This window comes from Streptomyces sp. YS415, assembly GCF_023544665.1.
Taxonomy (GTDB): Bacteria; Actinomycetota; Actinomycetes; order Streptomycetales; family Streptomycetaceae; genus Streptomyces.
This window is the reverse complement of the sequence record NZ_JAMJFL010000005.1, coordinates 1-14,002: the sequence shown is the minus strand read 5'-3', so window position 1 is coordinate 14,002 and position 14,002 is coordinate 1. Positions and strand designations below refer to the sequence as shown.

Genomic DNA, 14,002 nt, shown 5'->3' with positions numbered 1-14,002 from the left:
GCCTCAGGCGGCCAGGTCCCGCTCCGCGGCGTCGGCGCTCTCGCGCGCCCCCGGGAGGACGGCGTCCTGGCCGCCGTAGGACGACTCCTTGCGGGAGCGGATCAGCCATCCGGCCCGGGGCGACCGCTCGATCGCCTTGGTCACCGGGGTCAGCAGCGCCGAGGCGACCGGGGACAGCAGCAGCGTCACGGCCGTGCCGAGCGCGAACCCGCCGATGACGTCGGTCGGATAGTGCACGCCCATGTAGACCCGGCAGAAACCTTCGAGCAGCGCGAGCCCGAGGCCGAACAGCCCGAACCGGCGGTTGGCGACGAAGAGCCCGACCCCCATGGCCATGGTGATGGTCGCGTGGTCGCTCACGAAGGAGAAGTCCGTCTTCCCGGAGACCAGGACCTCCAGGCCCTGGTGGTCGAGGAAGGGCCGGGGCCGTTCGACGAAGCCCCGTATCGGGACGTTCACCAGCACCGCGATCCCGGCCGCGAGCGGCGCCCACACCAGCGCGGCGACGGACGGGGCGGCGTCCTCCCCGCCGCGCCTGCGCACGGACCACCAGCACCACAGCACCAGCAGCACCATGGCGATGAGCAGCCCGTACTCGCCGACGTTCGCCATGACCCGGTCGAACCAGCCCGGCGCGTCCTTGGCCAGGCCATTGATGTCATAAAGCAGGTCGACGTCGGGGTTCGACCCGGATGCTGCGAGTCCAGCCATGGTGCTGCGGCCCCTTCGTCGTCTCTCCCGCTACGTCATCAGGAACGCACGGCTCCTGTTGATACGTTCCACGCTCCACTGAATGATCACTCAGACGTTATCGAAGAGAGACACATCACCGCAGCTCAGGGGGTGGGTTCACGCTGCGTCTACACCTGGGTGGGGAGCGCTTTCGCGCCATCTTCGGTGACCCGGGTGGCCCCGAAGTAGTCGGGGGTGTCGATCGGGTCGAACCGGATCACAGCACCTGTTCTCGGGGCGTCGATCATGTACCCGCCGCCGACATAAATCCCCACATGGCGGATGGCCCGCGAGTTGGTGAGGTCGTCGGAGAAGAACACCAGGTCCCCGGGGAGCAGCTCGTCCCTGGCCGGATGCGGTCCCGCGTTGTACTGATCGTTGGCCACGCGGGGCAGCGAGATCCCGACACTTTCGTACGCGGCCTTGGTCAGACCGGAGCAGTCGAACCGGCCGCCGTCCTCCAGAGTGCCGTCCCCGCCCCACAGATAGAGCGTCCCGAGCTTCTTCTGCGCGTAGGAGATGGCGCCCGCGGCCTGCTTGGAGGGGTCGACCCGTCCGACGGGCGCGGCGAAGCTGTCCTGGAGGGTCGTGATGGTCTTCACGTAGTTCTGGGTCTCGCGGTACGGCGGCACTCCCCCGTACTTGATGACCGCGTACGCCCCGGCGTTGTAGGCGGCGAGCATGTTCTTCGTCGCGTCGCCCGGCACGTCCTTGACGTAAGAGGCGAGTTCGCAGTCGTAGGACGCGGCCGACGGGATCGCGTCCCGCGGGTCCCAGACGTCCCGGTCGCCGTCGCCGTCGCCGTCGATGCCGTGCGTGGCCCAGGTCCCGGGGATGAACTGAGCTATCCCCTGCGCGGCGGCCGGGCTCTGCGCCCTGGGGTTGAAGCCGCTCTCCTGGTAGAGCTGGGCGGCGAGCAGCGCCGGGTTGATGGCGGGGCACAGGTTGCCCCACTTCTGCACGAGCGCCTGGTAGGCGGCGGGCACCGCGCCCTTGGCGAGCGCCTTGGCCCCGCCGCCGATGCCGTTGGCGAGGTTCCCGGCGACGATGTACACCCCGACGACGAGCAGCATCACGAAGCTGAGCCCCGCCGCGAGAGCGGCACCCGCCACGATCCATGCCTTACGCACCGTCAACCGCCCCTCGCCCGCCGGGAGTCCGCCCGCGTCAGTCTAGGAGCTTCCCACGGGAATTCCGGCGCAACCAGGGCCCACCCGGGCAGCCCGCCCGGACAGCCCTCCCCGGCGCATTACCTGACAGGTCATCGACCCCGGCCACACCCGGCTGACACGATCACGGACGTAAGGAGCCCGACCGCCCGACCGGAAGGACGCCCGCCATGACCGCGTACGCCATCGCCCATCTCCGGAAGATCACCCCGCACCCGGAGATCGCCGAGTACATCGAGCGCATCAGCGCCACCTTCGAGCCGTACGGCGGCCGCTTCCTCGTCCACGGGCAGCGGCACGAGACGGTGGAGGGCGACTGGGCCGGGGACGTCGTGATGATCGGCTTCCCGGGGATGGCCGAGGCACGGCAGTGGTGGGACTCGCCCGCCTATCAGGAGATCGCCCCGTTGCGCGCCCGGCACATCGAGGGCAACATCATCCTGGTCCAAGGCGTCGCCGAGGGCTACGACCCGGCCACCACCGCGAAGGCCCTGCGCGACTCGCTGCCGTCCTGAGTGGTCCTGTGCCGTCTCTATTCGGTCAGTGCCGTCTCGCCGGTGCGCGCGCCGGTCATGAGCTCCTGGCGGATGAACCACTCCGTGCCGAGGACGGCTTCCCGGGCCTCCCGCGGGAGTGCGGCGAGCAGGCCCGGTGCGGCCCCTCGCTCGGCCTCGCTGCGGTGGGCCTGTACGGCCGCCCACTTCCGCTCCAGCCAGGGGCGGACGTCGACGGTGGTCGTGACCCACTCGTCCGGCACCGTCCGCATGCCCTTGCCGGCCTCGGCGAAGTCGCCCAGCACCCCGACCGCCGAGTGCGGATGGGTGGCCAGATACAGGGCCCGCGGCCGCCAGGGGGCGCCGGCCTCCGGGTACAGCCGCTCGAGTCCCGCGGCCTGGACGGCCAGCACGGTCAGGCGGTGGGTGTGCACATGGTCCTCGTGGCCGGTGATGCCGCCGTACGCGTCATGGGTGAGGACGATGTCCGGGCGGAACTCCCGCAGGTGGGCGACGAGCCGGCCGACCGCCTCGTCCAGCGGTGCGTCGCACAGCCGGAGGCTGCCGGGGGCGGACCCGGGCACCCGGGAGTCGGCGTAACCGAGCATCCGGGGCTTCTCGGGGGTGCCGAGGAGGCGCAGCGCTTCGGCGAGTTCGGCGCCCCGGTGGGTGTGCTCGGCCCAGGTCGCCGTCACCACCGCCGTAGGAGAGCCCGCCGCGGCGTTCGCGGCCAGGACTCCGCCCGCGAACAGTGACTCGTCGTCAGGGTGCCCGAACACGGCGAGCAGACGCGGCATCGCTCGACCACCTCCCCAGGACTCAGGCCATCTGCACCTCCAACGGACAGACCACCCCGGTGAGTTCCTCGGAGACCGTCCACAGCCGCCGGGCCGTCGCCGGGTCGCTCGCCGCCCGGGACCGGCTCACCAGGGTGGGGCCGCCGCGCCACTCGGCCCAGCCGTCGGGGCCGACGTAGGAGGCGCCGGGCAGGTCCTGGGTGGCCGCGTACAGGGTCGGCAGGGCGCCCGCACGGTCGCTCTGGGCCAGGAACCTGTTGGAGAACCGCATCCCCACCCGGGCCACCCGGCTCGCGGCGTGGCTCTGCAGGTTGGTGGCCGAGTACCCGGGGTGGGCCGCCAGGGCGCGGACGCGGGAGCCGGACTCGGTCAGCCGGCGCTGCAGCTCCAGCGTGAACAGCAGGTTCGCCAGCTTGGACTGACCGTAGGCGCCCCGGGGGTCGTAGGCCGCGTCGCTGTTCTGGTCGTCGAAGTGGATCGCCTCGTCGCCCCAGCGGTGGGCGGCGGAGGAGACGGTGACGACGCGGTCGGTGAGGTACGGCAGGAGGAGGTTCGTCAGGGCGAAGTGCCCGAGATGGTTGGTGCCGAACTGCATCTCGAAGCCGTCCTTGGTCCGCTGTCGCGGGATCATCATCACGCCCGCGTTGTTGATCAGCATGTGCAGCGGGCCCGCCCAGTCCGCGGCGAACTCCCGCACGGACGCCAGATCGGCCAGATCGAGCCGCCGCACCTCGGTGCTGCCGGACACGGTCGCGGCGGCGGCCCGGCCGCGCTCGGGGTCCCGTACGGCGAGGACGACATGCGCGCCCGCCCCGGCCAGCGCCCGGGCGGCGGTGAGGCCGATGCCGCTGTTGGCACCGGTGACGACGGCCGTACGGCCGCTGAGATCGGGCAGGTCGGTCACGTTCCACTGCTGCGTCTGGGTCATACCCTCGAATGTAGACGCCGCCAACAATGCTGTCAATGACAACAATGATGGCGACGCCAACAAAGATGACGGTGACAACATCCGGCTACGATGGGCCCATGCCCGAAAGCCGCCCCTACCACCACGGAGACCTGCGCTCCACCCTGCTCGCCGGTGCCGAGCGCACCCTGCGGACCAAGGGCGTCACCGCGCTCTCCCTGCGCGAACTGGCCCGCGAGGCCGGCGTCAGCCATGCCGCGCCCGGCCGCCACTTCAAGGACAAGCAGGCCCTGCTCAACGCGCTCGCCCTCGCCGGCTACGACCGCCTCGAGCAGACCCTCCGGGCCGCCGACGACCCCGCCCTCCCCCTCGAACCGCGGATCACCTCCCTGGCCCGCGCCTACCTGCGCTTCGCCCTCGACAACGCCGAGCTGCTGGAGCTGATGTACGCCCGCAAGCACGACCCCGACGCCTCCGAGCAGATGGCGTCGGCGATCGACCGCTCGGTCGGCACCCTGGAGCGGGTCCTGGCCGACGCCCAGCGGCGGGGCGAGCTCATCGAGGGCGACCCCGCCCAGCTCACCCTCATCGCCGGCGCGAGCCTGCACGGCCTCGCCGCCTTCGCCGCCGGCGGCATGCTCACGCCCGAGGCGGCCCTGGCCGGCCTGGAGGACCTCGTCCACACCCTCCTGCACGGCCTCAGGCCCCGCTGACGGCGACGCCGGGAACTGAACGCGCCCGGTCGGCAGTCCCTCCGTAGGCGGGGCAGACCGGCGCCGCGCGGCAGCGAGGAACGGGGGACGGCATGAACCAGGTGCTCTACGACGAGCAGTCATGGAATCCGCTGGCGCGGACCGTGGCACTGACCGAAGCGGCCCTGCGCCGGGGCGGCCGGACCACACCGCTCGGCGAGCTGAACCTCGCCGCCATGGCCGACGCCTACCGGCGCGGGCACTGGCTCGGCGGCGGCGGGACCGAACGCCCGCTGAACCGGCTGCCGGACGGCCCCGGGGCCGTCCCCGTCACCCGGCTCACCGGCACCTGCACCCCGCTGAAGCTCCGTCAGGCCGCCCCCTTCGCCCGCGAGCTGGGCGAGCTGGCGGTACGGCTGTGCGGCGGGCCCGAGCAGGTGGCGGCGCTGGCGGACCGGGCCCGGGCCGAGGGCGTACCCCTGTGGATCGCGCGGCGGTACGCGCCGGGACCGGCCGGACCGATCGCCGTCGCCGTGGACCGGAAGCTGGTCCGCGTGGACGCATGGGGCCCGCACGCGCCCGTCGTACGCGTCCGGGCCCCCCACGGCTTCAGCGCGAAGACCACCGACCCCTCCGAGGGCCTGCGCGTGACCGTCGGCACGGTCACCGCGGAACCGGTTCTCAGGAGGAAGCTCCGCAAGTCCAAGAACTACGTGGAACTGCGGCTGCCCGGACAGCACTGGGCGCTGCGCCGGGAGAACGCGACCGCCTCCTGGCTGCTGCGCGACGAGCGGCGCGTCGCCCTGCTGAGCCGCCCCCCGCGCGGGCGGACCCCCGACCCGCACACCCTCCTGGTGCCCCTCTCCCCGGTCCACCACGAGAGCGCCGACCCGCTGGACGCCGTCATGGCGCACGCCTTCGCCGTCACCTTCGGACTCGGGGACACGACCGGCTCGGCCCGGTTCCGCTCGGAGCGCCGCCGGCCCTACGGGGGCGAGCCCTTCGCCCACGACGCGGCATGGGACCGCCCCTGGTTCAGCAACCTCGGCTGGAGCCGCGACGACAACGAGCCCGGCGGCAGCGACGGCTGGGGCTCGGACGGCGGAGACGGCGGGGACAGCGGGGGCGACGGCGGAAGCGGGGGAGGAGACGGCGGCGGCGGAGGGGGCGGGGGCGACTAGCCGGGTCCTGCCCAGGGATAGCCTTCACCCGGGGAACATCTCCCCGGCCCATCACCCGACCGGCCGTCAGGAAGCTTACGAATTGGTCGAGTAGACGCAAGAGGGGTCAACGACGGAACCACACAGCAGGTTCCGCTCCCACTTCATTGCCCGGCGTGACCAGCCGTGATACACAGAGTGACGATACGACTCCTCACAAGGTATTCGTACGAAACCCGCCAATCAATGACGCCAAGTCGACATACGACGGCGTCATCGTCAGCGAGAATGAGGCCTGACCTCTGCGCCCACGCAGGGGATACGGAACTACCCACCAGGGGCGGTGACTTACATGCTCTTTGCGGCCGACGAGGGAGACATCAACACCATCATCGGGGGGATCGCTCCGGACTGGGGCCCCTTCGGCAGCCTGGGCAACGAAGCCAAGGTGATGATCGAGGTGGTGATGGCGGTGGCCATCCTGCTGTGCCTCGGCATCGCCATCTGGGGGGCGGCCAAACAGCGCATCGGCGCCACCGCCCTCCGGGACACCTTCAGCGCCGAGCAGGGCAAGGGCCTCATCATCGCGGGCCTGACGGGAGTCTTCATCATCGGCTCCCTCGGCACGCTCTTCACCATCGTGTACGGCATGGCCGTGTAGCCACGATCACCCCTCCCCTCCCACCCCCCTGTCGTGCCCACCGGCTGAGGTTGCGTTTCCCTGATGTCGAGTCACCACACCGCGCCCGCGCGGGAACCAGCACGGCTACCGTCGTACTCCAACGGCCTCCACGGCCTGGGGTACGACGGTGAGGGGGCGTACGCGGCATGAGTCTCGGAGACGAGCGGGAGGCCTCCGGCGGTTACGGAGGCACGGGGCAGACCCGCACACGGCTGCCCGAGGGCGGCGGCGACACGTACGGCACCCCACGACGAGCCGGCCGCTCGTCGTCCCGGAGCCTGGTCACGGTGGTCGGCGTCGTGGTCCTCCTCATCGCGGCCATCGCTTTCGCGAACCGCGGAGGAGACGATTCATCATCCGACCCGGACCCGGGGAACAAGCCCCAGGCGGGGGCCACGGCGGCGAGCGGGGAGCGGCCGGTGGAGTCCTCTGCGGAGGGGATCCCGTCAGGGTTCGCTCAGGACGAGCAGGGAGCGCAGAGCGCGGCGGCGAACTATGCGGTGACGCTGGTCTCGGCCGACATGCTCAAGCCCGACCGGCGTGCCGAGATCGTGCGGCAGGTCTTCCTGGCGGAGAAGCAGACCGAACTGGAGACGAAGTTCGACGCCACGTACTCCAAGGAGTTCCTGACCAATCTCGGTCTCGACGAGAACGGCAACGCCACGGGTGGCAACACCTACGTCTCTCGCACCATGCCGATCGGCACCAAGGTCACCAGCCGCTCGGACACCGCGGCCACGGTCGAGGTCTGGTGCACCGGAGTGTTCGGCACCGCTGGGGAACGCTCGACCACGCCCGTCACCAGCGACTGGTTCACCCTGACGTTCCAGTTGCGTTGGGCGGACGGCGGATGGAAGGTCGACAGCTACTCCCAGAAGGACGGGCCCGCCCCCGTTCCCAGCGATGACAAGGCGTCCAGCGCCGACGAGATGGCCAAGGCCGTCGAGGAGTACGGAGGCTTCACCTATGCCCGGTAAGCCGCGTGTCGCGCTCAAGGCCGCCGCCGCGGTCGCCGCCGTACAGACCACCGTCGTGCTGCTGGCGTCCCGCGCCGCGGCCGCGCCCACACCGTCTCCCACCCCCTCCGCCGACAACTGCGACCTGCTGTCGGGTCAGGCGAGGGAGTTCTGCGAAAGCGACTCGGACGACGGGAGCGGCCCCAGCAAGACGCTCGATCCCACCTCCACCCTCGACCCCCTCTCCTCCCTGGCCAGGGGCTGCGCCGACGCCGCCGCATGGACCGTCGGCAAGCTCAGCGAGGCCGTCAAGGACACCGCGAACGTCGACTTCACGAACCCCAAGTTCCTCCAGCAGTACGCCGTCGTGTTCGCGGCCTCGACCATCCTCACCCTCCTGCTGTGGCTGCTGGCGGTCGCCAAGCGAGCCGTGCGCGGCGTGCCCATGACCACCGCCATCAGCGAAGCGATCGGGTTCCTCTGGCTCACCGTCCTCGCGTCCGCCTTCACCCCCCTGATCCTCTACACCGTCGTCTCCGCCACCGACGGCATCTCCGAGGTCCTCGCGAAGACCACCGGCGACCAGACCGACACCTTCTTCGGCACCTTCTCCGGCGCCCTGGAGAAGGGCGAGGACATCGGCGGCGGACCGATCATGCTGATCGTCGTCTCCCTCGTCAGCATCCTCGCCGCCGGAGTCCTCTGGCTGGAGCTCGTCATCCGCGCCGCCCTGCTGTACGTCGGCGCCCTGCTCGGCACCGTCGTCTACGCGGGCCTGGTCGACAAGAACCTGTGGGGCCACGTCCGCCGCTGGGCGGGCATCATGATCGCCGTCATCCTCGTGAAGCCGGTCATCGTGATCGTCCTCGGCCTCGCCGGAGCACTCTCCGCCGATGACGGCCCCGACGCCTTCTCCGCCGTCGTCTCCGGCCTCGCCATCATCCTGCTCGCCATCTTCGCCTCGGCGATGATCTACCGCTTCGTCCCGGGCTTCGGCGACGAGATCGCCGGCTCCCGCAGCAACCGCATCATGCAGGGCGCCGAGAGCAAGGCCGCGGCCGTCATGAGCTCCCCCGCGACCCTCGTCGCCCAGGGCATCAAGACCCACAGCACCCGGGCCGACAGCGGCCAGTCCGCCGGAGGCGCCCGCCCCGCCAACCAGGCGGCCGGCGGAGTCGCCGCGCACAGCTCCCGCACCGCGAACGGAGGCGGCGGATCTGTCCCCTCCGCCGCACCCGTGCCCCGCTCCGGCAGCAGCGCGGTGAACACGCCTCACGCCAGCAACACCCGCAACAGCAGTACCAACCGCACGGGAGGTGAAGGGCGTTGACGACCGAGTCCCACGTGTCCCATCCGGTCACGCCCCGCCGTACATATCTGATCGGCCGCGCCCGGCCGAACGCGATCGTCGGCCGCAATCGGGAGACCGGCGAGATCGCGTTGATCATCGGCGGCGCGTTCCTCGGCATGATGTGCGGGCTCCTCGTCCCCGTCCTCTCCCTGCGCATCGTGCTGCTCATGGGCTTCCCGCTGCTCGCGCTGGCCGCCGTCTACGTGCCGTACAAGCGCCGGACGTTCTACAAGTGGTTCGAGATCAACCGCAGCTTCAAGCGCACCGTGCGCCGGGGCACCGTCTACCGCTCGGCGGTGATGGAGGCCGGCATCAGGATCGACGGGCGCGAGGTGGAGATCGGCCCGCCGCCCGGCATCGGCCGGATCACCTGGCTCGCCGCCCCGTTCGGGCCCGACGAGATCGCCGTACTGCTGCACGCGGACCGCAGAACCGTCACCGCCGCCATCGAGATCGAGGGACCGGGCGTCGGCCTGCGCGACTCCGAGGACCAGGAAGCCCTCGTCGACCGCTTCGGCACGCTCCTCAAGCACGTGGCCAACGGCGACGGCTTCGTCACGCGGATCCAGATGCTCGCCCGCACCCTCCCCGCCGACCCCGACGCCCACGCCAAGGACGTCGCCGTACGCGGGGACGAGAAGTCACTGCCGTGGCTCCAGCAGTCGTACGACCAGTTGCAGTCGATGGTGTCCACCAGCAGCGAGCAGCACCGCGCCTACCTCGTCGCGTGCATGCACTACACGCGCGAACTGGCCGCCGAGGCGCACGCCATGGCGCGGGCCGCGCGACCGCAGCACGGCCGCAAGGTCGACAAGGACGCCGGGCTCGCCGTCGTCATGGCCCGTGAGCTCACCGACATCTGCTCACGGCTGCAGGAGGCCGACATCCGCGTACGGCAGCCGCTCGGTCAGGGGCGGCTGGCTTCGCTGATCCACTCCATGTACGACCCGGACCACCCGATCGACCACATCCAGGCGATGACCAAGCGCAACGCCTGGCCGGCCGAGCTCGACGCCATGGAGCCCACCTACCTCCAGGCCAAGACCCGCGAGTCCTCCACCCGCGCCCCCTGGTGCCACGCCACGGCCTGGGTGAAGGAGTGGCCGATGACCCCGGTCGGCGTGAACTTCCTCGCCCCGCTGCTGGTCCACACCCCGGACGTCATCCGTACGGTCGCCGTCACGATGGACCTCGAACCCACCGAGATCGCCATCGAGCGCATGCTGACGGAGAAGACCAACGACGAGGCGGAGGCGTCCCGCGCCGCCAAGATGAACCGGACCATCGACCCCCGCGACGTCGCCGCCCACACTCGCCTCGACCAGCGGGGAGAGGATCTGGCGAGCGGCGCGGCCGGGGTGAACCTGGTCGGCTACATCACCGTCTCCTCCCGCAACCCCGAAGCCCTGGCCCGCGACAAGCGGACCATCCGGGCCTCGGCCGGCAAGTCGTACCTGAAGCTGGAGTGGTGCGACCGCGAGCACCACCGCGCCTTTGTGAACACGCTCCCGTTCGCCACCGGCATTCGAAGGTAGGGCCGCCGCATGCGGGATCCGATGTCCATCCTCACCGACGCCTTCACCTCGTTCCTCTTCGGCAAGGTCGAGACGACCCGCCCGCCCGTGCGCACCTCGACCGGCCAGGCGCAGGCCGTCTACCTGCCGACCGCCGCGCCCGGCCTCGGCGACTCGGGCGTGATCATCGGCCGCGAGGTCTACTCCGGGAAGGGGTACATCTACGACCCCTTCCAGCTGTACGGCCAGCAGCTCCCCGCGCCGCACTGGCTCGTCCTCGGCGAGTCCGGCAACGGCAAGTCGGCGCTGGAGAAGACGTACGTCCTGCGCCAGCTGCGCTTCCGCGACCGCCAGGTCGTCGTGCTGGACGCGCAGGGCGAGGACGGCGCCGGCGAGTGGAACCTCATCGCGCAGGAGCTGGGGATAACTCCCATCCGGCTGGACCCGATGGCGGCGCTCGACCAGGGCATCCGCCTCAACCCGCTCGACCCGGCGATCACGACGACCGGGCAGCTCGCGCTGCTGCGGACCATCATCGAGGTCGCGATGGGCCACGGCCTGGACGAGCGCTCCGGCTTCGCGCTCAAGGTCGCCCACGCCTACGTCAACGAGACCATCGTGGACCGCCAGCCGGTCCTGACCGACATCGTCGAGCAGCTACGGCACCCCGAGCCGGAGTCGGCCGAGGCGATGAACGTGGACATAGACGATGTACGCGCCTGGGGACTCGATGTCGCCCTCGTCCTGGACCGACTGGTCGACGGTGACCTGCGCGGCATGTTCGACGGCCCGACGACCGTCGGCATCGACCTGGACGCGCCGCTGATCGTCTTCGACCTGTCCCACATCGACCGCAACTCCATCGCGATGCCGATCCTCATGGCGATCGTCGGCGTCTGGCTGGAGCACACCTGGATCCGCCCCGACCGGAAGAAGCGCATCTTCCTGGTCGAGGAGGCCTGGCACATCATCAACAGCCCCTTCGTGGCCCAGCTCTTCCAGCGGCTGCTGAAGTTCGGGCGGCGGCTGGGTCTGTCCTTCGTGGCGGTCGTCCACCACTTGTCCGACGTCGTGGACGGGGCGGCGGCCAAGGAGGCCGCGGCCATCCTGAAGATGGCCTCGACCAGGACGATCTACGCCCAGAAGGCGGACGAGGCGAGGGCCACCGGCCGGGTGCTCGGGCTGCCCAGATGGGCGGTGGAGATCATCCCCAGCCTCACCCCGGGCATCGCCGTCTGGGACGTCAACGGCAATGTCCAGGTGGTCAAACACCTGGTCACGGAGACCGAGCGGCCGCTGGTCTTCACCGACCGCGCGATGACCGAGTCCTCCATCGACCACCAGCACGACGACGCCCTGCGCGCCGCCGAGCTGGAGGCCGAGGAGCGGGCAGCGGCCTTCGTGGAACAACACCTCGGCGACTCCGAGTCGACGGTGGCGTAAAGGGGGCGACGGCGTGCGCGCAGACGACCGACGGCAGGAGACAGCGGGCGGCATCCCCGACGGGCTGCTGCTCGGCCTGCTCGCGTTCCTGCTCGGCCTGACCTCGATGGTGTGGACGGCGACCGGGCTGGCCGGTCTGTTCGCCCACGGCGCCTGGCCCTCCGGCGTCACCTTCGCCCGCACGCCGCTCGCCCTGCGCCACCTCTTCGGCGCCCCGCACGACATCACCGGCGCCTGGCCGGAGACACCGGAGGCGGAGCTCTCCGGATACGGATTGTTCTGGGGGCTGTTCATCGGGCAGCTGATGGTGCTGATCGTGCTCACCGTGTTCGTGATGGGGACGGTGACCCGGTGGCGTGCGGTCAGGGCACGACGGCGGGAGGAAAGCCTGGCACGGCCCCGGCCGGAGCCGGTCCCGCAGCCCGTTCCGGAGCCGGTGCCGCTACAGGTACCGCTTCAGACACCCGTCCAGCACGAGGTCCCGGCACCGAGACCCGAGCCCGTCCAGCAGCCCGCCGCCCCCGCGCCCCCGACTCCGACTCCGACTCCGCTCCCCGGCTGGGAGAAGGTCTTCGTGGCACCCAGGGAGACCCGGCACGCCACCGCCATCCAGGCCGTACGCGACGCCGAGGGCCCGGCCCTGGTCATCACCTCCAACCCGCAGGTCTGGCAGGACACCAAGGACGCCCGGGCCAAACTGGGCCCGGTCCACCTCTACGACCCCGCCCACCTCTGCGACACCCCGTCCCGCCTCCACTGGTCACCGACGACGGGCTGCGAGGACAAGCAGACGGCGGTGGCGAGAGCCGCCGCGCTCCTCGCCCCGGTCCGGCCCACCGCGAAGATCGACCAGGCCGTGGCGGACACCGCCGAGACACTCCTGCGCAGCGCCCTGCACGCCGCCGCCATAGACGGCCGTACGATCCGGCACGTCCACCGCTGGTCCCAGGGCACCCAGCTGCAGGACGCGGTCCGCATCCTCCGCACCAGCCCGAAGGCCGCCCCGGGCGCCGCCGGCGAACTGGAAGCCGCGCTGACCGCCCACCCCGAACGCCGGGACATGGCTCAGCAGTTGACGACCCGGGCACTGTCCGCCCTGTTCACGGTGAACATCCGCGAGGCGTGCACTCCGAACCGAACTGATGCGCTCGCATTGGATTCCTTCGTGAACGAGGGGGGCACGCTTTATGTGGTGGGTGAATCCATCGAGGATCCCCGCACGAACCCGGGCGCGATGCCGCTGCTGACCGCCCTGGCCTCCAGCGTGGTCGAGCGCGGCCGGCACATGGCCGAACGGTCATCCTCCGGTCGCCTCGACCCACCACTCACGCTCGTCCTGGACGACGTCGCGGCCGTCGCCCCGCTGCCCCAGCTCCCCGAGCTGCTGGCCACCGGGGCGGACCGGGGCCTGCCGACCCTGGCCCTGCTGCGCTCCCGGGAGCAGGCCCGCGCCCGCTGGCCGCACGACGAACTGCCCGTGTAGCAGCCCTACTCGGCCTCGACCGGCTCGATCGCGAACTCCAGCTCGGCCCCGCCCGCCTCCTGCGACAGCGGCACGGTGACCCCGGTCGGCTCGAACCCCACCTTCCGGTACAGCCGCTGCGCCCGGCTGTTCTCCTCGTGCACGATGAGCCGCACCCGCTCGGCGCCCTGCGCCCACGCCCACTCCAGGCCGGCGTCGAAGAGCACCTCGGTGAGCCCGATGCCCCGGTGCTCGGGCTGTACGAAGACCCCGACGAGATGCCCCTGCTTCCGCTCCACGGGGAATCCGGCCCAGTCGGTCGTCCCTGCCTCCTCGATCAGCACGGTCAGCGTCCCGACCCACTCCCCGTCCGGCCCCTCGGCGATGATCTGCTGCGCGTCGGACGCTCCTTCGGCGCTGCCCACGGCACGGTCCTGCCAGAAGGAGTCGGGGCGGGCCGCGGCTTCCTCGTAGCTCTCCAGGAAGGCGAGATGCGCCACGGGATCCCGAAGGGCGGCCAGCCGCAGAGCCTTGGCCCGCGGCCACTCGTCGGCGTGTATGGAACGGACCTTGTAGTTCATGCCGAATACGGTAGCCCAAACGCAGAAAACCCCCGTACCGAATAAACGGTACGGGGGTTCTC

General features: G+C 71.0%; 14 protein-coding genes. 9 read left to right on the top strand and 5 right to left on the bottom strand.

Annotated features, from left to right (window positions below; genetic code table 11):
* Positions 1-3: 3 nt before the first annotated feature.
* Both M8H82_RS07975 and M8H82_RS07970 read right to left on the bottom strand, forming a co-directional pair.
* Complete coding sequence (locus M8H82_RS07975; protein WP_250071781.1) at positions 4-711, bottom strand: phosphatase PAP2 family protein; 708 nt, start codon at positions 709-711, stop codon at positions 4-6.
* Between the two features lie 149 nt (positions 712-860).
* Complete coding sequence (locus M8H82_RS07970) at positions 861-1,805, bottom strand: NlpC/P60 family protein (protein ID WP_374211636.1); 945 nt, start codon at positions 1,803-1,805, stop codon at positions 861-863.
* Positions 1,806-2,071: 266 nt separating this feature from the next.
* Here M8H82_RS07970 and M8H82_RS07965 point away from each other — a divergent pair, with 266 nt between their 5' ends.
* Positions 2,072-2,416, top strand: coding sequence for a DUF1330 domain-containing protein (locus tag M8H82_RS07965; protein WP_250071779.1), 345 nt, complete (start codon positions 2,072-2,074; stop codon positions 2,414-2,416).
* 17 nt (positions 2,417-2,433) lie between these two features.
* Here M8H82_RS07965 and M8H82_RS07960 read toward each other — a convergent pair whose 3' ends face one another.
* Together M8H82_RS07960 and M8H82_RS07955 are read right to left on the bottom strand one after the other, a co-directional pair.
* Positions 2,434-3,192: a PIG-L deacetylase family protein gene (locus M8H82_RS07960; protein WP_250071778.1), complete on the bottom strand. Its 759-nt coding sequence runs from the start codon at positions 3,190-3,192 to the stop codon at positions 2,434-2,436.
* A 22-nt stretch (positions 3,193-3,214) separates the two neighbouring features.
* Entirely contained in the window at positions 3,215-4,120 is a 906-nt protein-coding gene (locus M8H82_RS07955; protein WP_250071777.1) for an oxidoreductase, read from the bottom strand.
* Between the two features lie 98 nt (positions 4,121-4,218).
* On the opposite strand from M8H82_RS07955, the gene M8H82_RS07950 reads away from it, so the two are divergent.
* The 8 genes from M8H82_RS07950 (at position 4,219) to M8H82_RS07915 (ending at position 13,380) form a co-directional block, all read left to right on the top strand.
* Positions 4,219-4,812, top strand: a complete 594-nt coding sequence (locus M8H82_RS07950; RefSeq protein ID WP_250071776.1) for a TetR/AcrR family transcriptional regulator — start codon at positions 4,219-4,221, stop codon at positions 4,810-4,812.
* Positions 4,813-4,904: 92 nt separating this feature from the next.
* Complete coding sequence (locus M8H82_RS07945) at positions 4,905-5,972, top strand: hypothetical protein (RefSeq protein WP_250071775.1); 1,068 nt, start codon at positions 4,905-4,907, stop codon at positions 5,970-5,972.
* A 331-nt stretch (positions 5,973-6,303) separates the two neighbouring features.
* Positions 6,304-6,612, top strand: a complete 309-nt coding sequence (locus tag M8H82_RS07940) for a hypothetical protein (protein ID WP_019526682.1) — start codon at positions 6,304-6,306, stop codon at positions 6,610-6,612.
* A 167-nt stretch (positions 6,613-6,779) separates the two neighbouring features.
* The gene (locus M8H82_RS07935) at positions 6,780-7,610 is read left to right on the top strand and encodes a hypothetical protein (protein WP_250071774.1); all 831 of its coding nucleotides are present in this window, start codon (positions 6,780-6,782) and stop codon (positions 7,608-7,610) included.
* On the top strand, positions 7,600-8,919 hold the full coding sequence (locus M8H82_RS07930; protein WP_250071773.1) for a hypothetical protein: 1,320 nt from the start codon (positions 7,600-7,602) through the stop codon (positions 8,917-8,919). Before M8H82_RS07935 ends, M8H82_RS07930 begins: the two co-directional genes overlap by 11 nt.
* Entirely contained in the window at positions 8,916-10,475 is a 1,560-nt protein-coding gene (locus M8H82_RS07925; protein ID WP_250071772.1) for an SCO6880 family protein, read from the top strand. Before M8H82_RS07930 ends, M8H82_RS07925 begins: the two co-directional genes overlap by 4 nt.
* Positions 10,476-10,484: 9 nt before the next feature.
* Positions 10,485-11,897, top strand: a complete 1,413-nt coding sequence (locus tag M8H82_RS07920; protein WP_250071771.1) for an ATP-binding protein — start codon at positions 10,485-10,487, stop codon at positions 11,895-11,897.
* A gap of 13 nt (positions 11,898-11,910) precedes the next feature.
* On the top strand, positions 11,911-13,380 hold the full coding sequence (locus M8H82_RS07915) for a type IV secretory system conjugative DNA transfer family protein (protein ID WP_250071770.1): 1,470 nt from the start codon (positions 11,911-11,913) through the stop codon (positions 13,378-13,380).
* Between the two features lie 5 nt (positions 13,381-13,385).
* Here M8H82_RS07915 and M8H82_RS07910 read toward each other — a convergent pair whose 3' ends face one another.
* Positions 13,386-13,940: a GNAT family N-acetyltransferase gene (locus tag M8H82_RS07910; RefSeq protein ID WP_250071769.1), complete on the bottom strand. Its 555-nt coding sequence runs from the start codon at positions 13,938-13,940 to the stop codon at positions 13,386-13,388.
* Between the last annotated feature and the right edge of the window lie 62 nt (positions 13,941-14,002).